Source organism: Acinetobacter higginsii (genome assembly GCF_000369845.1).
Classification (GTDB): Bacteria; Pseudomonadota; Gammaproteobacteria; order Pseudomonadales; family Moraxellaceae; genus Acinetobacter; species Acinetobacter higginsii.
On the sequence record NZ_KB850215.1, the window covers coordinates 349,574 to 371,791 of the forward strand.

At 35.7% G+C, this 22,218-nt stretch carries 22 protein-coding genes; 14 read left to right on the forward strand and 8 right to left on the reverse strand.

From position 1 onward, the window contains the following. Nucleotides 1-4: 4 nt before the first annotated feature. The 9 genes from F885_RS08025 to F885_RS07990 are packed head-to-tail and all read left to right on the forward strand — an operon-like array spanning nucleotide 5 to nucleotide 9,628. Nucleotides 5-1,612 carry an aldolase catalytic domain-containing protein gene (locus F885_RS08025; RefSeq protein WP_005317702.1) on the forward strand — a complete coding sequence of 536 codons (1,608 nt, stop codon included), beginning with the start codon at nucleotides 5-7 and terminating at the stop codon, nucleotides 1,610-1,612. 15 nt (nucleotides 1,613-1,627) lie between these two features. Continuing rightward, nucleotides 1,628-2,371 carry a 3-deoxy-manno-octulosonate cytidylyltransferase gene (locus tag F885_RS08020; RefSeq protein WP_005317705.1) on the forward strand — a complete coding sequence of 248 codons (744 nt, stop codon included), beginning with the start codon at nucleotides 1,628-1,630 and terminating at the stop codon, nucleotides 2,369-2,371. Then, a complete protein-coding gene (locus F885_RS08015; protein WP_005317708.1) occupies nucleotides 2,368-3,036 on the forward strand; it encodes an HAD family hydrolase in 669 nt (222 codons plus the stop codon). The genes F885_RS08020 and F885_RS08015 overlap by 4 nt, the downstream gene beginning before the upstream one ends. 19 nt (nucleotides 3,037-3,055) lie before the next feature. Continuing rightward, on the forward strand, nucleotides 3,056-3,808 hold the full coding sequence (locus tag F885_RS08010; RefSeq protein ID WP_005317712.1) for a glycosyltransferase family 29 protein: 753 nt from the start codon (nucleotides 3,056-3,058) through the stop codon (nucleotides 3,806-3,808). A gap of 9 nt (nucleotides 3,809-3,817) precedes the next feature. Further along, nucleotides 3,818-4,606: a glycosyltransferase family 25 protein gene (locus F885_RS08005; RefSeq protein WP_005317713.1), complete on the forward strand. Its 789-nt coding sequence runs from the start codon at nucleotides 3,818-3,820 to the stop codon at nucleotides 4,604-4,606. Continuing rightward, nucleotides 4,603-5,601 (forward strand): glycosyltransferase, encoded by a 999-nt coding sequence (locus F885_RS20325; RefSeq protein ID WP_005317715.1) that lies wholly within the window; start codon nucleotides 4,603-4,605, stop codon nucleotides 5,599-5,601. Before F885_RS08005 ends, F885_RS20325 begins: the two co-directional genes overlap by 4 nt. Nucleotides 5,602-5,623: 22 nt before the next feature. Further along, nucleotides 5,624-7,435, forward strand: a complete 1,812-nt coding sequence (locus F885_RS08000) for an HAD-IA family hydrolase (protein ID WP_005317717.1) — start codon at nucleotides 5,624-5,626, stop codon at nucleotides 7,433-7,435. Beyond that, nucleotides 7,428-8,528 carry a UDP-galactopyranose mutase gene (glf, locus tag F885_RS07995; RefSeq protein WP_005317720.1) on the forward strand — a complete coding sequence of 367 codons (1,101 nt, stop codon included), beginning with the start codon at nucleotides 7,428-7,430 and terminating at the stop codon, nucleotides 8,526-8,528. The genes F885_RS08000 and glf overlap by 8 nt, the downstream gene beginning before the upstream one ends. Before the next feature lie 29 nt (nucleotides 8,529-8,557). Then, nucleotides 8,558-9,628, forward strand: a complete 1,071-nt coding sequence (locus F885_RS07990; protein ID WP_212749839.1) for a glycosyltransferase family 4 protein — start codon at nucleotides 8,558-8,560, stop codon at nucleotides 9,626-9,628. A 6-nt stretch (nucleotides 9,629-9,634) separates the two neighbouring features. Here F885_RS07990 and F885_RS07985 read toward each other — a convergent pair whose 3' ends face one another. Next, nucleotides 9,635-10,852, reverse strand: a complete 1,218-nt coding sequence (locus tag F885_RS07985; protein ID WP_005317727.1) for a glycosyltransferase — start codon at nucleotides 10,850-10,852, stop codon at nucleotides 9,635-9,637. A 336-nt stretch (nucleotides 10,853-11,188) separates the two neighbouring features. Here F885_RS07985 and F885_RS07980 point away from each other — a divergent pair, with 336 nt between their 5' ends. Next, the gene (locus tag F885_RS07980) at nucleotides 11,189-11,644 is read left to right on the forward strand and encodes a pilin (RefSeq protein ID WP_005317730.1); all 456 of its coding nucleotides are present in this window, start codon (nucleotides 11,189-11,191) and stop codon (nucleotides 11,642-11,644) included. A gap of 1 nt (nucleotide 11,645) precedes the next feature. Here the strand turns inward: F885_RS07980 and tviB are convergent, their stop codons facing one another. Continuing rightward, nucleotides 11,646-12,953, reverse strand: coding sequence for a Vi polysaccharide biosynthesis UDP-N-acetylglucosamine C-6 dehydrogenase TviB (tviB, locus tag F885_RS07975; RefSeq protein WP_050560232.1), 1,308 nt, complete (start codon nucleotides 12,951-12,953; stop codon nucleotides 11,646-11,648). 228 nt (nucleotides 12,954-13,181) lie between these two features. On the opposite strand from tviB, the gene F885_RS07970 reads away from it, so the two are divergent. Further along, nucleotides 13,182-14,813 (forward strand): PglL family O-oligosaccharyltransferase, encoded by a 1,632-nt coding sequence (locus F885_RS07970; RefSeq protein WP_005317735.1) that lies wholly within the window; start codon nucleotides 13,182-13,184, stop codon nucleotides 14,811-14,813. Nucleotides 14,814-14,887: 74 nt separating this feature from the next. Here F885_RS07970 and bfr read toward each other — a convergent pair whose 3' ends face one another. The 6 genes from bfr to gmk form a co-directional block, all read right to left on the reverse strand. After that, nucleotides 14,888-15,352 (reverse strand): heteropolymeric bacterioferritin subunit Bfr, encoded by a 465-nt coding sequence (bfr, locus tag F885_RS07965; RefSeq protein ID WP_004803950.1) that lies wholly within the window; start codon nucleotides 15,350-15,352, stop codon nucleotides 14,888-14,890. A 245-nt stretch (nucleotides 15,353-15,597) separates the two neighbouring features. Beyond that, a complete protein-coding gene (locus F885_RS07960) occupies nucleotides 15,598-15,792 on the reverse strand; it encodes a bacterioferritin-associated ferredoxin (protein ID WP_005317738.1) in 195 nt (64 codons plus the stop codon). Nucleotides 15,793-15,975: 183 nt separating this feature from the next. Next, the gene (locus tag F885_RS07955; protein ID WP_004657462.1) at nucleotides 15,976-16,356 is read right to left on the reverse strand and encodes a RidA family protein; all 381 of its coding nucleotides are present in this window, start codon (nucleotides 16,354-16,356) and stop codon (nucleotides 15,976-15,978) included. 166 nt (nucleotides 16,357-16,522) lie between these two features. Next, nucleotides 16,523-18,640 (reverse strand): RelA/SpoT family protein, encoded by a 2,118-nt coding sequence (locus tag F885_RS07950; RefSeq protein WP_005317743.1) that lies wholly within the window; start codon nucleotides 18,638-18,640, stop codon nucleotides 16,523-16,525. A 338-nt stretch (nucleotides 18,641-18,978) separates the two neighbouring features. Then, entirely contained in the window at nucleotides 18,979-19,257 is a 279-nt protein-coding gene (gene rpoZ / locus F885_RS07945) for a DNA-directed RNA polymerase subunit omega (RefSeq protein ID WP_004803954.1), read from the reverse strand. A 70-nt stretch (nucleotides 19,258-19,327) separates the two neighbouring features. Then, the gene (gene gmk / locus F885_RS07940; protein ID WP_004803956.1) at nucleotides 19,328-19,951 is read right to left on the reverse strand and encodes a guanylate kinase; all 624 of its coding nucleotides are present in this window, start codon (nucleotides 19,949-19,951) and stop codon (nucleotides 19,328-19,330) included. 103 nt (nucleotides 19,952-20,054) lie between these two features. Between gmk and ispH the strand changes: the two genes are divergently transcribed. The 3 genes from ispH to pilV all read left to right on the forward strand — a co-directional run bounded on the left by ispH (nucleotide 20,055) and on the right by pilV (nucleotide 22,218). Next, complete coding sequence (ispH, locus tag F885_RS07935; RefSeq protein ID WP_005317749.1) at nucleotides 20,055-21,005, forward strand: 4-hydroxy-3-methylbut-2-enyl diphosphate reductase; 951 nt, start codon at nucleotides 20,055-20,057, stop codon at nucleotides 21,003-21,005. A gap of 140 nt (nucleotides 21,006-21,145) precedes the next feature. Then, nucleotides 21,146-21,691: a pilus assembly FimT family protein gene (locus F885_RS07930; protein ID WP_005317753.1), complete on the forward strand. Its 546-nt coding sequence runs from the start codon at nucleotides 21,146-21,148 to the stop codon at nucleotides 21,689-21,691. Next, nucleotides 21,688-22,218, forward strand: a complete 531-nt coding sequence (gene pilV, locus F885_RS07925; protein ID WP_005317755.1) for a type IV pilus modification protein PilV — start codon at nucleotides 21,688-21,690, stop codon at nucleotides 22,216-22,218. The genes F885_RS07930 and pilV overlap by 4 nt, the downstream gene beginning before the upstream one ends.

Consider the following 22,218-nt stretch of genomic DNA (forward strand, 5'->3'; position numbering starts at 1 on the left):
TTGGATGTCTGAATTAGTCTTTTTAGATTGTACTCTTCGTGATGGAGGTTATTATAATTCCTGGAACTTCTCGCAACCTTTAATTCAGCAATACTTGGAAGCAATGTCTACTGCCGGTATAAATGTGATAGAACTCGGATTGCGTTCTTTAATCAATGGGGGATTTAAAGGTGCTTGTGCATATACAACAGATGAGTTTATCGCTAGTTTAAATATTCCAAAAAAATTAAAAATTGCGGTTATGGTGAATGCTAGTGAATTGGTTGGTGTTAATGAACAAAAGAATGTATTACAAAAACTATTTCCAAATCCTGCTAGTAAATCTTCTGTCTCGATTGTGCGTATTGCTAGTCATATACATGAGTTTTCAGAAGCATTGCCTGCTGCAAATTGGTTAAAACAGAAAGGATATATCGTTGGTTTTAATCTTATGCAGATTGCTGATCGAACAGAAAATGAGATTAAAGCATTAGCTAAAGAGGCATCATCTTATCCTTTGGACGTATTATATTTTGCAGATTCTATGGGTAGTATGAACCCAACTCAGACTTTACAAATTATTGAATGGCTGCGTAGTGAATGGGATGGGGGGGTGGGCGTTCACACACATGATAATATGGGGTTAGCACTATCTAATACGTTATGTGCATTAAGTGTAGGGGTCACATGGATTGATTCCACTGTAACAGGAATGGGGCGAGGGCCTGGTAATGCTAGAACTGAGGAACTGGCAATAGAACTATCTGAAAGGCGAAAGCAGACTATAAATATTATTCCATTAATGCAGTTGCTTAAAGACTATTTTAAACCAATGCAGCAAAAGTATGGTTGGGGTACAAATCCATATTATTATTTAGCAGGAAAATATGGAATTCATCCAACCTATATACAGGAGATGTTGAGTGATTCAAGGTATAGTGAAGAAGATGTTTTAGCAGTTATAGAATACTTGCGTTGTGAAGGTGGGAAAAAATTTAGCTTAAATACTTTGGATGCGGCCCGCCATTTTTACCAAGGTGATCCGAAAGGTACATGGTCGTCGGAAAAAGTATTTAAAGATCAAGATATTCTAATTTTGGGCACAGGTCCGAGTGTAATTGAGCATAAAGCTGCATTAGAACGATATATTCACAAATATAAGCCAATTGTTTTAGCATTAAATACGCAGATTTCAATTTCGGCAGAGTTAATCAATTATCGTGTTGCTTGCCATCCAATTCGGTTGCTTGCTGATTGTAGTATTCATGCAGCATTGCCACAGCCATTAATTACACCTTATTCGATGTTGCCTAAAAATATTCAAGATGCATTTAAAGATAAACAAGTTCTAGACTTTGGGTTGACTGTAGAAAAAGATACTTTCAAATTTCATAATGATTATTGTGTTTTACCAACATCAATGGTTGTAGCATATGCTTTAGCTATTATTACAAGTGGGAAAGCATCTAAAGTTTTTTTAGCTGGTTTTGATGGTTATGGTGCAGATGACCCTAGAAGTTTAGAGATGAATAATGTGCTAAAATCTTACAAAAAAAGCCCCAGTTATGTCGATTTATATTCATTAACTAATACAAAGTATGACATTACAATTTTATCATTATATGGTTTTTAGATTAGTGAGATTCTGATGAGAAGTGTTGTTATTATTCCTGCAAGATATGATTCAAGTCGTTTTCCTGGAAAGCCTCTTGTTAGTTTACTAGGTAAACCAATGATTATTTGGGTGGCAGAGTTATCTGCTAAAGCTGTTGGTAAAGAAAATGTTTATATCGCTACTGAAGATCAGAGAATTTGCGAGGTCGTAATTGCAGAAGAATTTAATGTAATTCTTACCTCAAAAGAAGCATTAACAGGTACAGATCGTATAGCTGAAGCTGCTTTAAAAATAGAAGCAGATATTTATATCAATGTTCAGGGAGATGAACCTTTAGTTAGTCCAGATGATATATTAAAAATATTAGAAGCGAAGAAAAAATATTTTAATAATATTATTAATGGTTTTACATGGATTGATAATAAAAAAGAGAACGTTGGTAATATTAATATTCCTAAAGCCATTACAAATGAAAATGATATTTTAGTGTATATGTCTAGATCAATAGTACCAGCATATAAGGATATTAGGAATAAGCCATTAAAATATAAAAAACAAGTTTGTATTTATGCATTTACTTATGATGAACTTAAAAGTTATTTCAACTTTGGTCGAAAAAGTGAATTAGAAGAGTGTGAAGATATTGAAATATTGAGATTTTTTGAATTAGGAAAAGAAATTAAAATGGTGGAAACACAATCAGGCAGTCTTGCTGTTGACACTCCAGAAGATGTTTTACAAGTTGAAGAAGCTTTGCGTAACATGAGAACTTTATGATTAAAGAATATAATATGACCATTGTATTTGATTGTGATGGAGTTCTCCTTAATTCAAATATAATCAAGACAAAAGCTTTTTATCAAAGCGCTCTGCCCTATGGTAAAACTGCTGCACAAGCTTTCGTAAATTATCATATTAAAAATGGGGGTATTTCCCGTTATAAAAAATTTGAATATTTTATGGATAAGATAGTACCTAAGTTAACGGAAAATCCTATTGATTTAGATGTAGAACAATTATTAAGCGAATATGCTAAACAAGTTAGGAAAGAGTTACTACAATGTGAGATTGCAGAAAATCTGCATACCTTACGACAACAAACACAACATGCCAACTGGCTAGTTGTATCTGGTAGTGATCAACAGGAATTAAGAGAAATATTTGCTATGCGCGGGTTGACGGAGTTGTTTGATGGAGGAATATTTGGTAGTCCAGATACAAAGGATGAAATTCTTACCCGAGAAGCTCAAAATGGAAATATAAAGCAATCGGCTTTACTGGTGGGTGATAGTAGATATGATTATGAGGCAGCAACCAAAGCTGGGTTGGATTTTATCTTTGTATATGGTTGGACTGAAATGCAAAACTGGAAAAATTGGGTAGACATTAAAGCCATACAAAGTGTGAAAAATATAAAAGAGCTTCAAAAATATTTAACTTGAAATAGTCAAGGGTGACTAAATGATTCTTCATCGTATTGCTAAAATGATTGTAAGAAAAATTAATATGTTTCAAGCAGCTTTTTATACGAGAGATATACTGATTTCTTTTGATGAAACTTGGTTCAAAGATAAACGAATTGCTATTATTGGTGGTGCAGATTCTGTTTTACAGGAAAAGTTAGGTGAGTATATTGATAGCTTTGATGTTGTTGTACGAACAAATAAAGGTGTTGAAATAATAGAAAAACAACAGGAATTTGTTGGAACAAAAACAGATTTCTTATTTCATGCTTTTTATGTGAAAGAGAATTGTGATGGAAGTAGCCCTATTACTGTAGAATTATGGAATGAAAATAAGGTGGGTAGGGTAGTCTATGCATATAATTATACATGTTCTGATTATGCATTATCAAATTTATTGTATTTTTTAAGAACAACAAAATGGAAATACAAATTTACACAAGTAACTAAAGGTTTATACGATAAAAATGTAAAAGCTATTTTGCCTCCCTTTGGACCGACAACTGGTCTGATTGCTATAAATACGGTTTTTAATTGTCAACCTAAAGAAATTTATATTACAGGATTCACTTTTTATAAAACACCAAATAATCAACTTTATAGAAATATGTCGGAAGAGCGGATGAATCAGGTAGTAACCAAAGACCATAATGCTGAGTTAGAGTACATACATGTTAAAAAGTTATATGAAGAAAATAAAAATATTATAAAAGTAGATGATATCTTGTATAAAATATTTCTCACGAATTAGGAGTAAAATATGGAAATCTACCTTATTTCACTCGAACAAGATACTCAACGACGTGCTGAATTAGCACAACGATTTCCTCAAAGTTATCCAAAAATGCAATGGATCAAGGCTGTAAATGGAAAAGAACTATCGGCAAAAGAATATTTTTCTTATGCTCAAAAATATTTTAATAACCATAAAAATTTGATTACACCAAGTGAGGTTGGATGTACATTAAGTCATATTAAAGCATTAGAGGAGTTTTTAAAAAAAGGTGAAGATTATTGCTTGATTTTAGAAGACGATGTTACTGGTTGTGATGAGGATATAAGAAAGCTAAATTCTATGATAGAAAACTCATTTATAAATGAGTTTATGTTATGTGGTGGGCAAGATGGATTGTATTTCGAAAAATATATTATAGGCAAAGAATTAGAAAGTAACATTTTTTATATTCCAAAATTTTCTATGAAATTCCTATTCCGGACATGTTGTTACATTGTAAATAGAAAATTGGCTAAATTTATTTTGGATAAACATAAGCATGGTTTTGAAGTAGCAGATGCTTGGTATAATTTATTTAAAGATTATAATGTTGATTTTCTTTATTCTGCTTTACTTCAGCATCCTAAAGATCTAAAAAATAGTCATATTGAAATGGAGCGAAAAGTATTTTATCTAAAAGAGAAAAATTTTTTTAAAAGAATATATAAACAAGGTGTTTTTTGGAAAGTTTATAACCGTATTAGGAATGATATTTATAGGTGGTCTTTACTTTTGAAAGGTTATAAGCAAATTCATAAGGAAAATTACAAATGACTATAAGAGTATCTATAATTATTCCTAGTGCAGGTCGTCGCCCAGAACTTTTAAAGCGAGCGATTAAAAGTGCTTTAATTGATGATATAAAAATTCAGACGGAAATTATCGTTGTGTTGAATGGTCAAAATGGATTAGCTTTTGATACTAGAAATTGTATTCAACACACTTTAGTTAAATACTATAAAATAGAAGATGGCAATGTATCTAAAGCAAGAAACTATGGTCTATCTTTAGTTCAAGGTGAGTTAGTTAGATTTTTAGATGATGATGATTATTTATATCCTGATGTAGCTTATCAGCAGTATTTGGAATTATATCAGTCAGATGCAGAATTATCGACTTATTCTGTAGCTGTCGAAGATGATAATACTCGTTATCAGGTACTTGAGCCAATAGATGTCGAAGATTATTGTGTTGCGACATTAAGTGAAAATTTCGTAGGATTACCATTAATATCAATTTATAAATATAAAATTATTAAATATTTAAAATGGGATGAAGAGATTTCTATTGTAGAGGATGAAAAATGGATGCGTACAATTTCAGCAAATGCAGAAATTAAATGGATTAAAAGTAATAATGTGGTAGCTGTATGGTATCAGCATGATATGGATAGACTTTCTGTATCTGCTTCTTATGTACACCCTGAGCTTTTTAAAAATAGGCAGCAATCTATTCAAGAAACTTTACAAAAATTGATAGCTAATAATAGAATGACACCTTTAAGATTGAGAGCCGCTTCTGGCGGTTTATGGTCTTGTATTCATGGTGGATTTTATTTTTCTCCAGTATTTTGGACAGATGTTGCTTTGTATGTTAGAAAACTTGATCCACAATCAAAACCTAATGATCCTTTTTTTCATAAATTACCTAATTGGATTCACCCTCTTATGATTGAATGGTTAATGTTACCTAAGCGATGGCTTAATCATGTTGTTAGAAAGTTAAAAATTAACTTTGGATATAATAAATCTTACGTCAGAAAATTCTAGAATAAGTTGATAGTTGCTTGAAATGAATAAATTGTACTCATTTGACTTGTTTGATACACTGGTAACAAGAAAATTAAACCATCCTAAAGATGTCTTCACTCTTGTCGAAAGTACAGGAGTTGTAAAATTTAGATTTTTTTTAAACGTATTTTTTACATTTAAAGTATTGAGAGTTTTTTCTGAAAAATTTTCTCGTTTTTTAAAAAAAAATAAGAAAGAAGATATTAATATTTTTGATATTTATCGAGTGCTAGGTTTTTTTATTAAAAACCCTAAAGAGGTTCTACGGAAAGAGATTGAAATAGAGTTGTGTGTCATATATCCATTAGAGAAAAATATAAAAAAACTCAATGAACTAATTTTAGAAAAAAAACGTATTTGTATTGTATCTGATATGTATCTTACTGGTAATATAATAAAAAAAATTCTAAAAAAAAATAAAATAAGTATAAGTTTGATTTATATTTCTTCTGAAATTGGTTTAACAAAATCAAGTGGAAATATTTTCAAATTCATTGCACAACATAATGAAATTGAATTGTCAGAAATAATTCATTATGGTGATAATATTCACTCTGATATTAATGTGCCTAAGAGGTTGGGGGTTTCAGTTGTGCATGTTGGTTTTGCTCAATATCGTGAAAGTCATGGTTTTTTAGATTGTTTTAAATCTCCAATTCAAGAAGATTTATACTACAAACTAGGGTATGAGTTTTGTGGGAAGATAGCTTATATTTTTTCTCATTACATAAATAATAATATAAAAGGAAAGAATATTGTTTTTGGTGCAAGAGATTCTTATTTGTTTAAATTTGCGTTTGAACTGTTTTTTAATCAAGATGAGCATTATGAAACATTTTATACTCGTATTTCTAGACAGTTGGTTTATTTGCCAGAAGTTTATTTTTCTAAAAGTTATGAGAGGCTTTTTTTTGAAACAATGTATTGTGATGATTTTTTCTCTCGGATTGATTTGCCCTGTCCAGAATCATTGCGAGGAAAATCAGTTTGGCTACATAAAAAGAAAATTAACTTTTTTTTGACTCATCATAGAGATTTTAATGAAAAATTAAAGGAAGATGCCTTAGTTGTTAAAGAGTACCTTGCGTCAAATGGTTTCAATAAAAATGTTTATTTTATTGATCTTGGTTGGAAAGGGAGTATTCAAGATTCATTAAATATAATTTTTAATGATAATTCTATTGATGTTATGGGTTTGTATGTTGGGATGGTAAATAAACATAGTAAAAAGAAAGGTTTTTTATTTAATAATAAAAAATCATACTATTTATATTTTTATGTTATGCAATGTATTTCATTGTTTGAATTTTTATTTACTGAGCCAAAGCGTAGTTTACAAAAAATAAAAAAAATGGATGATAATTATTTCTTTACATTTACGGATGATGAGTCCGATTTTCAAGTAGATTCACGGAAACGAATAAAGGCTGGTGCTGAGCAGTTTTTGCTTGATTTTTTTGAGTTGAATAATCAAATTAACTTTAAATTTGACTATGTTGAACAATCTGTTAAACAACTAATTTATACTAATTTGATGTGTATTAAAGATGACTTTTCTACTGCTTTTTCTAATTTATCACATTCAGCAGGGTTCAATGCATCATTACAATCAAATTTAATAGAGTTTTCCAATTTTTCAGTAATCGGTTATTTAACTGCACCATGGAAAGCATATTTTATGTCTGAGTTGCACAAGAAATCAAAAATCAAGTATTTTATATTTATTATTTTATTTCATAATGTTTTTTTCTTTGTTTTTTATGAATATTTTAAAATATTTTATAGAAAAGTGAGAGGGTTAATTTATGGTTAATAATATTCTCATCATAGGTGCAGGTTTTGCAGGTGCAGTAATAGCACGAGAGCTTGCTGAAGCAGGGCATTGTATTACAGTTATAGATAAACGTCCGCATATCGCAGGTAACGCTTATGATGTAAAGGATGAACATGGGATTTTAATACACCAATATGGTCCACATATATTCCATACCAATAGCGAACGAATTTTTAATTATCTCTCAAAATTTACTGAGTGGAGAAATTATGAGCATCGGGTTCGCGGCGTGGTTAATGGGCAAGAATATCCATTTCCTATAAATCGAGATACTTTAAATCAGCTCTATAACTTAGAACTCACAGAAGCACAAGCCACTGAATATTTCGAAAAAGTACGAGAAGTTCGAAATCCCATACAAACGAGTGAAGATGTAGTTCTCAATTCTGTAGGGCGAGATTTGTATGAAAAATTCTTTTTAAATTATACAAAGAAGCAGTGGGGGTTAGAACCATCACAATTAAAAGCTGGGGTAGCGGCTCGTATTCCAACACGTACGAATACTGATGATCGTTACTTTACCGATACCTATCAAGCGATGCCATTATATGGTTACACGAAAATGTTTGAGAACATGTTGGATCATTCTAATATTCAAGTGAAGCTTGCAACTGAGTTCAAAGATGTATTAATGCAATATGAGTTTGATCATATCGTATATACAGGACCAATTGATGCATTTTATGATTTTAAATTTGGGAAGTTACCGTATCGATCATTGCGCTTTGAACATGAACATTTAGACAAAGTAGAGTGGAGTCAAAGTGTAGGTACTGTGAATTATCCAAATGATTTTGATTTTACCCGTATTACAGAGTTTAAGCATTTAACGGGACAGAATCACTCTGCAACTTCAATTGTTAGAGAATATCCAATAGCTGATGGTGATCCGTATTATCCAATTCCTCGTATTGAAAATGAGAAATTATTTAAAAAATATCAGGATCTTGCAAATTTAGAGGAAAATGTCACTTTTGTTGGACGTTTAGCTGAATACCGTTATTACAACATGGATCAAGTCGTAGGTGCTGCTCTAAATGCGGCTGATAAAATTTTGGAGAAAAATAATTGAAAATTGCATTCTTATGTAAACGACAATATATGTCTAAAGATGTCATTTTGGACAGATATGCTCGTTTATATGAGATACCGAATCAACTTTCTTTATTAGGGCATCAGGTTGAATGCTTCTGTCTGAGCTATCAATCTCATGAGGAGAGGACTTGGTCTGAGTCCAATGACCTTAAATCATTGACTTGGCATTCAAAAAGTTATGTAGGTTTTAGAAAAATAGGTATATTTGGCTACCCATTTTTACTTTTAAAAAAACTAAAAGATACTCAGTTTGACCTTATTATCGCCGCATCTGATATTCCCCATATTGCTATAGGCGCATGGTGTGCAAAAAAGCTTAATATACCATTTGTTGCGGATCTTTATGATAATTTTGAGGGTTTTGGTCAAGCGAAAATACCAGGTATGAAAAATTTGTTGCGATATGGTGTGCGTAGTGCAGATTTGATAACAACAACAAGCCAACCTTTGGCTGATTTAATCAAATATGAGTATTTAGCTACTGGAGAAATTTTTTCTATGCCAAGTACTGTGGATTTGAGTGTTTTTAAATTAGGTGAGAGATTGGAAGCTCGAAAACATCTAGGTTTACCAGAAAGTAAAATACTCATTGGGACTGCAGGTGGTTTATACAAAGATAAAGGTATCGGAGCGATATATGAAGCATGGTCAACTATTGAGCAAAAATATGATAATGTGCATTTAGTTTTGGCTGGTCCTTATGACCAAGAAATGCCACCTCCTACAGGGGCTAAAGTACATTATTTGGGATCACTTGCTCATTCGGATATCGCAATATTATTCAGAGCGTTAAATATTGGATTAATATCTATTCTCGATACGCCATTCGGACAGTATTGTTTTCCACAAAAAGCATATGAGATGCTTGCGTGTAATTTATCGGTTGTTGTAGCTGATGTAGGGGCAATGAAAGATGTATTCATTGATTATCCTGACTGTTTATTTAAAGTGGGGGATAAAGAAGACTTAGTATCTAAAATAGCACATCAAATTGAAAAACCGATTTCTATTCAAATACCAGTTGATGATTGGGCTGTGATTATTAATAAATTAGAGCTTCTACTGCATAAATTATAGTAAAAGCTATATTTTTTTAAAGTCGTTAAGAGAATTTGTTAATATATTAGTATAAGCCTGACCGACACTATGCCAATCGACAAAATTTAGAGCATTTTCACGAATGTACATTGCTCTTTGGTTGGCCAAATCTATATTATTTAGAGTGAATAAAATTGTAGACGCGAGTTGCTCAATATTTTGAGAATCTACAACCATGTCCTTAATATCAGTACCCAATAAATCCTCAATACCTGGTACATCACCTACAACAGCAGGACATCCACATCCGATGGCCTCCATCAGAGAAACTGGTAAGCCTTCTTGGTCTCCATTTGCAGCACGAGTAAATGGTGCTACAAAAAGAGTTGCCTTTCGGTAGAACTCTGGAAGTTGCGCTTGTGAGAGCCCGCCTAAAAAAATGACATGGTTGTCAATTTTTAATTCATGTACTTTATTTCTTAAATTTTGTTCTTCAGGACCAAATCCGATAATAGATAACCGAATTCCTGGCTTTTGCTTGAGTATTAATGGAAGTGCTTCAAGCAAAAGGTGAACACCTTTTTTAGGAACTAATCTACCAACAAAAAGGAGATGATTGCTTTCTCTATTGATCTGAGAATTCGGGGTAAATCGATTATGTAAGTCGACTCCCATAGGAATTGTACTTAAATTTATTGGGTAAATATTTTGTTGTTTCAAATAATCTTGCATTGCATGGCTTACAACAGTCATTGCATCTGCAGATTCAGCAATTTGCTTTTTTAGATGAGTTAAAAATTTACCTTGTAAACCATATAAGTCTCCACCGTGTGACGTAACAACAAATGGAATATTGAAGCGCTTGGAAAAGGAGTGGGCAAAAAAGCCTTGAGGAATAAGCCAATGTGCATGAATTAGATCAATCTCACTATTACTTCTTAATATTTTTCTAATTGCTAAATACTGCCCAATTAAGAACCCTGGTACCAAAAGCCATTTCCACCAGTACATTTTTAGGTTATTAACAATTCCTCCATTATTAACTAATGATTGTAATTTTTTTGGGGCATATCTATAGCGTATAATGCTTACATCCTCGAATAACCCATCTGGATCTGCCTCTACTGAGTCGGGAACTAGGGCGATAACGTTAAATGTTAATGTGAGTTTTTTACATAATTCGTGAATAAAGCCTGGTTCTGGATCAGAAGGCCAACGTGGATAAGTTGACGCCAGTACTAATATTGTTTTTTTTTGATTCATAAATTAGCCAGGTACTTAATAGAGAAATATATTTTGAATAAAGTTCTAAAATACACTTCCTATATGGAGCTAAACTCTACTCATATTAGAAGCTTGTATGAAAGAAGACCTATTTTTTAGTATCATATTGAATATTTTCTTATTTTGTAAGAGTTTCTTGAGTTTTAATTATTTTAATAAACATTTCCTAATATAAAATGATTGTGTATGTCAGCATATGACAAAATCTGGCATTTTTTTTGGTGGGTTAATATTAAATTGTTGATATGTATTGTTATTTTTTGTGGCATGTTTCTTGAATACATAAATAAAAGATAGTATTTAAGGGGGCTTGTTATGCTAAAAGCCAAAGGATTTACACTCATTGAACTTATGATTGTTGTGGCTATTGTTGGTATTTTAGCGAGCATCGCTATCCCAGCTTATCAAAATTATATGGCCCGTGCACAGGTAACAGAAGCACTTAACATGGCAAATACAATTAAGGCTGCGTTACTTGAAAAATATGGTGAGAGTGGTACATGTCCAACTACTCTAGCTGAATTGGGATTAAGTTCGTCTGGTATGATTAATGCTAGATATGTGCAGAGTGTTCGAGGCAATGTAAGCTATACAGGAGCTTTGTGCGCATATGAGTTTACATTTAGAACAACAGGAATGAGTGCTGGGGTGGCTGGTAAAACGCTGGTATTTGCGATGATGAATTATGCGAGTAATCGATCAGCACACTGGGAGTGTGCATCACCACAGATTTCCCAAAAGTTTTTACCCTCAGTATGTAGAGGTATTTAAATTATAATCTGAGATTGGACTGGTGAGGAGGGAGGATATATTTGAGATCATAAAGAACAAAGTTCTCCTTACCTAAAGCCTGAAGTTCCTCAAAACTCATGCTCTTGAATTGTTGATGCCCAATAGCCAGTACAATCGCATCGTAATGAGCTGGTTGAAGGGTTTGAACAGGTTCCAAGCCATATTCTTTAATGACTTCTGATGGATCAACCCAAGGATCATAGACATCAAGGTTCAAATCATACTCTTTGAGTGATTGAATCAGATCAATGATTTTGGTATTGCGAATATCTGGGCAGTTCTCTTTAAATGACAGTCCCATCACTAGAATATTTGCCCCGACAACTTGGATCTTTTGTTTAACCATTTCTTTGATGAGTTGTGTCGCAACATACTCACCCATACGGTCATTTAATCGACGCGCCGCTAAGATAATTTCTGGATGTAGACCAATAGATTGGGCCTTATGGGTAAGATAATACGGGTCTACACTAATACAATGTCCACCAACGAGTCCTGGACGAAAAGGTAAAAAGTTCCATTTGGTCGATGCAGCTTGCAATACCTCTTCAGTATCAATGCCAAGTTTATTGAAAATAAGGGCAAGCTCATTGATGAGGGCGATATTAACATCACGTTGTGTGTTTTCGATTACTTTTGCCGCTTCCGCCACTTTGATAGAGGCAGCTTTATGTGTGCCTGCGGTAATAATAGTTAAATAAATTTGGTCAATTAAATCGGCAATTTCTGGTGTTGAACCTGACGTAACTTTTTTAATGGTCGTAACACTTTTGCTTTTATCGCCAGGATTGATACGCTCGGGACTATAACCTACAAAAAAATCTTGATTAAACTTGAGTTGTGAATATTTTTCTAATATTGGAACACAAACCTCTTCGGTCGCACCAGGGTAGACTGTGGATTCATAAATCACAATATCGCCAGCTTTTAAATGTCTTGCAATTGTGGTTGACGCTTGAATTAAGGGATTTAAATCGGGTTGTTTAAAATGATCAATTGGTGTCGGTACTGTGACGACAAAAATATCGCATTCCGTGAGTTCATCTGGATCAGAACTCATATGAAGATTAGACAAATTACCAAGTTCTGTGCGGCTGATCTCTAAAGTAGAGTCTTGTTGATTTGTGAGTTCACTCACTCTTTTTTGATTAGTGTCATAGCCAATAACCTTAAATTTTTTACCAAAGGCCAAGGCCAGCGGTAGACCGACGTAGCCCAAGCCAATCACTGCAATGGTTAATTGCTTAGTTGTGATCTTGTTGTTAATCGTAGCGTAAAGATGTGACATGTTTTTGTTTTTAGACTCGGTTTTCATATCGATAAAGTATTGATAATATAAGTGTATTCTAATGTGTATGGTTGTATAAAAAAACTCAATCTTATAAATAATTTTCTTAAATAGAAATATAATCAGTGTGGTCTTAGATTAGTTTAGAAGTATAGTTTATCTGACTTGTTTAAGCTGTATAAAGTACTTTGCTGTATTATAGAGATAAGTGCTTTTCTAAGATACCTTATGCAATTTTTATGCTTTTTTCTTGCCAGCGCGCTGATTAGCTTTGCTTGGCTGTCTCCATTTCATACTTATCCTTGGGTGACTTTTTCAGGGGAACTTGCTAGCTTTGCCGCTGGCTTAGTTTTACTTGCTGTTTTTCTCAATAAAAAAATTATTATCCCACGAGTACAACTCTGGATTGCACCGATTATTGCGGTTCCGTTGCTACAATGGGGCTTTGGGTTGGTGAATGACTTTAGTACAGCACTTTTAAGTTCATTGTATGTATTCGCTTTTTGGTTGATGATCGTGCTTGGTTATAACCTTTCGGTGCAGGCGGATCAGCGTGAACTGCTGATACAAGAGACCTCTAAGCTGCTATTTGGTATTGCAATTGTTTGTAGTGTCATGGCAATTGTGCAATGGTGTGGCTTAGGTGGCGTTATTAATGGGGTGATGCAATTAAAAGGCGATCGCCCTTATGCAAACTTTGGTCAACCAAATCACTTGGCAACCTTTTTGATCATGGGCTTAATGGGGGCGTTATATCTATATGAGAAAAGAGTTGTGGCATCATTCTGGTTGTTACCAACAAGTCTATTGATCCTATTTACCATTGCTTTAACTCAGTCTCGAACCTCATGGGTAGTCTGTTTATTTATTCTGTTTTATTGGATGTATAAACAATACAAGCAGCAACCACGTTTCAACTTTCCTCAGCTTTGGATTTGGTGCATTGGTTTTTTTGTGATTGCAGCGTGGGGTTTGCCACTACTCACAAATGTCATTGAAACGCTCTCAAACTCTGAAGTCATCCAAACAACCAGTTTGGCTGAACGGGCGAGTTCAGGCTATTTACGCTTTGATATCTGGACACAGATGCTTTTGGCACTAAAAGAGCAGCCTTGGCTGGGTTATGGGTGGAATCAAACAAGTATCGCGCAGATTAGTATTTTTAATTTACATCCTTCACATGAGTGGGTGATCAGTGCGCACAATGTTTTGTTGGATATCTTGGTCTGGAATGGTTTGCCACTTGGGTTATTGATTATTGGCTATATGGCAGTCTGGTTTTTCTGGTTAGACCGAAATGCCAAAGACACCACTTCGGTGATTGCAATTATGATGGTTGCTGCAATTTTGATTCATGCCATGCTGGAGTTTCCGCAACGTTATGCGTATTTCCTACTGCCTATGGGCTTTTTATTAGGTCTAGTTCAAGCACAAACACCTCAGCTAAAAGCAGTGACTTTAAATACAAATGTCATTCGCGTAATCTGGCTGATTGGTATCGTACTGTTGTTATTGATCTGGCGTGATTACAAGCTATTTCAGGAAAACAGTCGTTTAATTTTTAAAAAGCAGCAACCAACAGTAGAGATATTGGGAAGTTCTAAAATTCTGCTGCTAACGCAATTTCAGCAGCGACTAGAATGGATCAATCTAAAACCTCAAACTCAAATGTCTAATACGGATTTGGAGTGGATTGATGCTTTCGTCAAAAATAAAGCAACCCCTTATAACCTGAAAAAGTATGCACAGGTACTGGTTTATAATCACAAGTTTGAAGAAGCAGAACAGCAACTCTTTATTTTACAGCAGCTGTATGGACAAACACTCAGCCTGCCAGAAGTGAATGAAATGAATAAGTAAGCGAGATAAAAAAAAGCCCTAATCAGGGCTTTTTTTGATTTAACCCAATAAATAGTTTGGGTTGAAGAGAAGAATTAGATTTGGCTTTGAATATAGTTTTCGATACCTACATTCTCAACCAGATCAAGTTGGGTGTCGAGCCAATCCCAGTACTCTTCTTCTTTCTCTAAAATTTCTTGGACCAAATCACGGGTCACATAATCCTGTTCTGCTTCAGCAAGTTCAACAGTTTGTTTAATTGCTTCAATATTTTCTTTGACCTTACGGATATCGCAGTTCAGAACTTCTTCAGTATGTTGACCAATATAGAGCTTGCCTAGATGTTGTAAATTCGGTAAGCCTTCTAAAAATAAAATACGCTCAATCACTTTATCAGCATGTTTCATTTGACGAATAGATTCTTTATATTCGGCTGAACCGAGTTGCTCAATTCCCCAGTCATTAAACATACGAGAATGTAAGAAATATTGGTTGATCGCAGTTAAATGATGGTACAGCACCTGATTCAGCTGATTGATAACTTCGCGATTGCCTTTCATTGCGCTTACTCCAAAAACACCACACGATGCCCTAGTTGCTAAGGCAATTTATCTTATCTTAATCAACAAAGAAGCATCTGGCGAGTAATTTATAGAACGGCAAATGAAAATCACAATCAAAAACATCCTGATATGATTATGATTTTTATAAAAAAACCGCTTAAATGAGGAACTTTTTAAGTTCTACAGGAAGCGGTGGAGTCGTAAAACACGAATTGAATTGGAGGAATAATTTTGAAGATAAATCAGGCAGCTATAGAAATACGTGCGACGATTTCAGCAAGTTCATCGCTGATAATAGCACGGGCTTCTGGAGCACAACGACCACAACATGTTCCTAGATCGAGTAGGTCGCGGATTTCACGATAGCTCTCAGCGCCATTTGCAACGGCGTCTTTGATATCCTGATCTGTAATTCCACGACATAAACAAACATACATGGGAGTGAGCCACAAATATAAATGCGATAATTGATATTATTGATAATTATTATCGTTTGTCAATGAATTTCATTCCAACAATGAGTATATTCTTATTGGGAATTTGAATAAAAAAATACCGCCTGATCGGCGATATTTTTGATGATTTATAACTTTTTGATAAATATAAATTTAAAAAAGTGCTTATGGAATAATTACAATCCCATCCATTTCCACCAAAGCACCTTTTGGTAAGCTGGCAACACCAAGCGCTGCACGTGCAGGGTAGGGTTGCGCAAAGTATTCGCCCATAATTTGGTTTACTAATTGGAAGTGTGACAAGTCGGTTAAAAAGATATTGAGTTTGGCAATATCGGCTAAACTGCCACCAGCCGCAGTACATACGGCTTTAAGGTTATCAAATACGCGGCGGATTTGAGCTTCAATGCCTTCTACAAGTTCCATACTGTACGGATCTAAACCAATCTGACCTGAAAGGTAGAGTGTATTGCCAACAAGAATTGCTTGAGAATATGTTCCGATAGCAGCAGGGGCGTGTTCAGTATGAATAACTTGGCGTGACATTTAGCTCTCCTAGGTTGTTTTTTCTATCTTAAACCATGCGACTTTAACACAAAAATTCAGGCGCGAAAGTCTTGAGTACTGTTTAGTCGCAGTTGCATGGATATCTTATTAGAACTTTTATGTCGATGAAATGCTTTAAAGATTCATTTCACAGCTGTGCTTGTATTTAATGGGTGGTTGCCAATTTTGCGACTTCAGGCTGTACGATGGGCATATTTAGACGTTCAATACGAGGGAAGCCAAAGTTCATGCGTAAATCTCGGATAATTTGGGCGATTTGATTTCGGTTACTGACTACGATGTTGACATAGGTTTTTTGGTCTTGTGAATGAACCATTTCTACCCCCGTTTTGGCTTTACGGCATTGATAGATTAAATCAGAGATCTGCTCATCGTTCATTGCCATGTGAATACATAAATAAGCACTGAAACGGACATCATCAATTTCTTCGGATTGCCAATGCAATGGCATGATATTTTCTGGGTGAAGGTGCTGTTCATGTAATAAATTACGACATCGTGAGCGATGCACGATCAAACCGCGTCGAGAGAGGTGTCCTTGGATTGGATCACCTAAGACTGGGTTGCAGCAATGCGCATATTTTACATCAACGCCCTCTGTACCTAAAATCAGACGATCAGATGCTTCATGATGCTGTGAATGATAATCCTGAGCAAATAAATGATTTGCGACCAGTTGTGGTAATAGATCACCCACCGCAATCTGTTCGAACAGGGTATCTTTACTACTTAAATGACGCCACTCCAGCACATTTGTCCAATCAGTTGGCGATAGATCATCAATTGAGCGCTGGAATAGTTTTAATGCACGGTTTAGCGCTTGCTGACCAACTAAACGCTGTTCATCAATATCCTGCTCTCTAAGCATGTTTTGCAGTGCACGACGTGCTTTCTGCGTGTTAATGAAGCTGAGCCAGTCTGGATTTGGAGTTGCTAAAACATCGGTAATGATCTCAACCACTTGTCCACTGTGTAATGGTGTTGATAGAGGGCGAATTTCACCATCGACTTTGGCGCCAACCGCGTGGTTACCTAAAAATAGGCTAGCTGAATAGGCAAAATCAACTACGGTTGCGCCTTGTGGTAATTCATGTAATTGCCCATGCGGGGTATAGACCCAAATTTTTTCTTGGTGAAGATAATCAAGCAAATCACTAAAGGTGGTTTTGGCACAGCCACTATCAATTAGGGTATTTAAGTTTTGCATAGACGCTTGAATGGCCGAGCGACAGGCTTGCGGTGCATTTTCGCCAAGCACTACACCAAAACGCGCTGCTTTACGCATTAGCTCAGTTTGGATCGTCAATGAAAGTGTGGTCTTTTCACCTTTCAACTGGATCATGAGTGATTGGTTGCCACCAGGTAAAGGACGGCGAATATGATCGCTATATTGTAGAACTTGGAAATTGTCTTTCAGTGCGTCAACTAGACGGTCACAGTCTGCAATACTTTGTAAAATAATTTCAAAGGCATGGCTGTGACTGAGTTCATTTAAGTCGATTTCATTTTTAATAAAATGGCGCAGTAACTCGATGTTGTTGTTTTTCTTTTTGATTCGGCCTTTGAGGTCGTAGGCTTTTAGCAGTTCAGAAAGTTTTTGCTCCCAAACCGCTTGATATTCGCAACGCTTCGGCTTGGTTTCAAGCAGTGCAGTTTGCACATCATTAAACATGTCTAAATCAAGATTTTGATAACATAGATGTTCAAGGTTATCCGCCATCTCATTCATACCGACCAGACGAGCCATGGGTACAAAAATATCCAGCGTTTCTTGTGCAATACGAGCACGCTTATCTGGACGCAATGCGCCTAAGGTGGTCATGTTGTGATAGCGATCAGCTAATTTAATAATAATGACACGAGGGTCTTGTAGCGTTGCTTGCAAGATTTTTCGGAAGGATGCAGCTTTGTTATATTCTTTATCACTGGAATGGCTGAGTTTGGTGACGCCATCGACCAATTCTGCGACCACTGAGCCATATTTCTGTCCAATTTCGTCTTTGGTAAATTCAGTGTCTTCAATCACGTCATGTAGTAAGGCCGCCATTAGTGTATCTGCATCAAGACGCATATGCGCCAAAATGCAACTTACTGCAATCGGGTGCAACACATAAGGCTCACCACTTTTACGGGTGATGCCACTATGGGCTAAATCAGCAAAATCGCAGGCCGCAAGTACTCGTTGAACGTCACTATCATTAAGATAGGCCTCAATAATTGCTCTGAGCTGCTGCTTGGCTTGGCTGACCTCTTCGCCTGGCATATAACACCTTTTATAACCTAAATTCAGAAATGCTATGTCTGCTGATACTTCAACGATATAAAGATATATTACGTTGATGGTTCACCTATTCAATGCGAATTAAATGTCGTAAAACCAGATTTGATCCCATTGAAAACTTACACTGATCGCAAGTGTTCGCAAACATTACGCTTATCTTCTAATGAAAAGCAAATTGAGAAACTTGTCAATTTGTTCATTATAAAAACTCGTAATTTTTTTCAATGACGGATATTGCTTTTATCAATATGCATTGAATTTTGCAAGAAAGAAAAAAGCCCAGAGTCTTCACAATGGGCTTTACGCATAACAAATTCGATTTAGAAAGTAAAACCTTCTAAGTTTAGTGAATTTGTAGACAGTACCATATCAAGGTTTGATGTTTGGTAGTCTTGATCGCGTTGTTTTAAAATTTCTTTAGTCACATGACCAATTGCAATTTCACGCAGCGCAACCACTGTTGGCTTATCATTGTCCCATTCTACAGTGGGTTCCATGCCTTGACGTGCTAATTGACGTGCACGTTTACTCGCCACCAGTACCAACTCGAAGCGGTTATCTACATGGTCTAAACAATCTTCAACGGTTACACGTGCCATAAGTTGTCTCGTTTGAACATTACATTTGAAAAGACTGAGTAGTATAAAAGGCTTTTAGCCTAGACTCAAGTTATTCACGATCAAGGGTAAGCAAGTTTTCGATTAATTGTTGATGACGCACACTTTGTTGCAAAGTAACCAAACGATTTGCAGCGATAATTGCTTCTAAGTCATGTACCGCTTTATTGAAATCATCATTAATAATAACATAGTCAAAACTGGCAAAATGACGCATATCTTCAACTGCACAACTTAAACGATGTTCAATGACATCAACAGAATCTGTACCACGATTTGAAAGACGTTGCCTTAAATCATATTGTGTTGGAGGGAGAATAAAGATTTGTTTTGATTCAGGAAAAAGTCGACGAACCTGTTCAGCACCTTGCCAGTCAATTTCGAGTAAAACATCATGTCCTTGTAGCAGTTGTTCTTTGACTTTGGCTTGAGAGGTACCATAATAATTTCCGAAAACTTCTGCGTATTCGATGAAACCGCCTTCATTAACTTGTGCTAAAAAGCTTTCTTTATTGGTAAAATGGTAGTGAACACCATCAAGTTCACCAGGGCGTTGACCGCGTGTAGTGTGTGAGACAGAAACGTGTAAGTTGCTGACTCGATCGAGTAGGGCTTTGACCAAAGATGTTTTGCCTGTTCCTGAGGCTGCAGAAACGACAAACAATAGACCCGACATGATATTTTTCCTGAATATGATAAAATATCTTGGCTATTGTAGTGTAGCGTGTCATTAAACGAAATAGTTTGGTGTAAAAATTCAGATCATGAGAGAGGATGTTATGGAAATCGTGTTGGCCAATCCACGAGGCTTTTGTGCTGGAGTTGACCGTGCTATAGCAATCGTCAATCGAGCACTGGAATGTTTTAACCCACCTATTTATGTACGCCATGAAGTCGTACACAACAAATTTGTGGTCGATGATTTACGGCAGCGTGGTGCTGTATTCGTCGATGAATTAGATCAGGTTCCTGATGATTCCATTGTGATTTTTAGTGCACATGGTGTATCGAAAGCGGTACAGCAAGAAGCCGATCGCCGTGGTTTAAAAGTATTTGATGCGACCTGCCCATTAGTGACTAAAGTGCATATTGAAGTGACCAAATATGCACGTGAAGGGACTGAAGCTATCCTGATTGGACATGAAGGTCATCCAGAAGTGGAAGGTACGATGGGGCAATATGATAAATCTAGAGGTGGTGAGATTTATCTGGTTGAAGATGAACAAGATGTTGATGCTTTAATGGTAAGACATCCTGAAAAAGTCGCTTTTGTCACGCAAACCACGCTTTCAATTGATGACACGGCTAAAGTGATTGATGCACTTCGAACTAAATTTCCAAAAATTCAAGGCCCGCGTAAAGATGATATTTGCTATGCCACCCAAAACCGTCAGGATGCAGTGCGTGATCTAGCTGAACAATGTGATGTGGTTCTTGTAGTTGGTTCTCCGAACTCGTCAAACTCGAATCGTTTACGTGAGTTGGCTGAACGTATGGGTAAGTCTGCTTATTTGGTCGATAATGCGGATCAACTCGAAAAAGATTGGTTTAAAGCAGAGAGTAAAATTGGTGTCACCGCAGGTGCTTCTGCGCCCGAAATTTTAATTAAACAAGTGATTCAGCGCTTACAAGATTGGGGTGCGACGCCACCAAAAGAACTACAAGGACGTGAAGAGAATATTACTTTTAGTCTACCAAAAGAGTTGCGTATCCAAGTGATACAAGCCTAATTTTATTAGAAAAATGTGAACTGGAAACGGATGGATTGCACTCCATCCGTTTTTTTTTGGTGCTTATCTGCTTTGTATTGGTTCTGTAAAAATACAATTTAATATAGAGTAGTGAATTTTAATAATTAGGTGCTGGGGAAATGGGGAAAACTCGGGGATTCACCTTAATTGAGTTGATGGTGGCAATTGCGGTTATGGCTGTTGTTGCGATGATGGCTATCCCATCATTTGGTAATTTGGTTGCAAAGAAGCAATTGGATACAACAACAAAAGAGTTGGCTTTGGTATTTGGAGAGGCGCGAGGACAAGCCATTTCATTAGGCAAGAATATTACGATTAAGTTTGAATGTCCGCCATCACCAGCATCTTGTCTAAATACTTCAGCAACCCTTTTCTGGATTTCACCGCATGATGATATTGAAATGACTAGTGATGCAATAGATGTGACTTTTACCGGTTTAGGAATAGCTAAACAGCGAACAAAAATGGTTGCAAATGAAAATTTTGATGAAAATCAGGCTGATAGTCTGGAATTGAATCCACCGACGAATGCTAACCCGAGTAAAGTAGAAGCAATAGTCCCATTAGTATTTACGCTTTGTAATGCAGATATCGAAGAAAGTCGTACGATTACAGTGTCTAAATTTGGCACTGTAGACGGTATTACATCAGGAACTTGCTCATGAAAAGGATTTCTCAACAAGGGGTAGGCTTAATTGAAGTGCTAGTGGCTTTAGTAATTTTGGCGCTAGGCGTTTTAGGATTTTCCGCATTACAGCTTCGCGCAATGGATGCAGCACAAGAAGCGACAGAACAATCAGTAGCGATTAATACAGCAAGAGACCTAGCAGAACGAATGCGTGTGAATCGAACGGCTTTAGGGGACTACGAAGCAGCAGTTAATGCAAAAACAACAGATGAAACAGGTTGTATCAACACAAATGAGTTAGAAGATAAATCCGCTAATAAATTTGCAGTTCCGCTATGTAGTCCTACAGTGATGGCGGAACATGATGCTACAGAAATTTTGGCTAAAGCACGTAACCAAGGGCAGACCATTATTGTGGCGAATTGTATTGGTAGTTCTTTAAATTGTATCTACGTGGCTTGGGGAGACACAACGATTACAGCAACTAATGTCAGCCAATGTGTTAATACGATTACGGGTGTTTATGTGGCTGGAGCCAAATGTCTTGTAATGGAGGCATTTTAA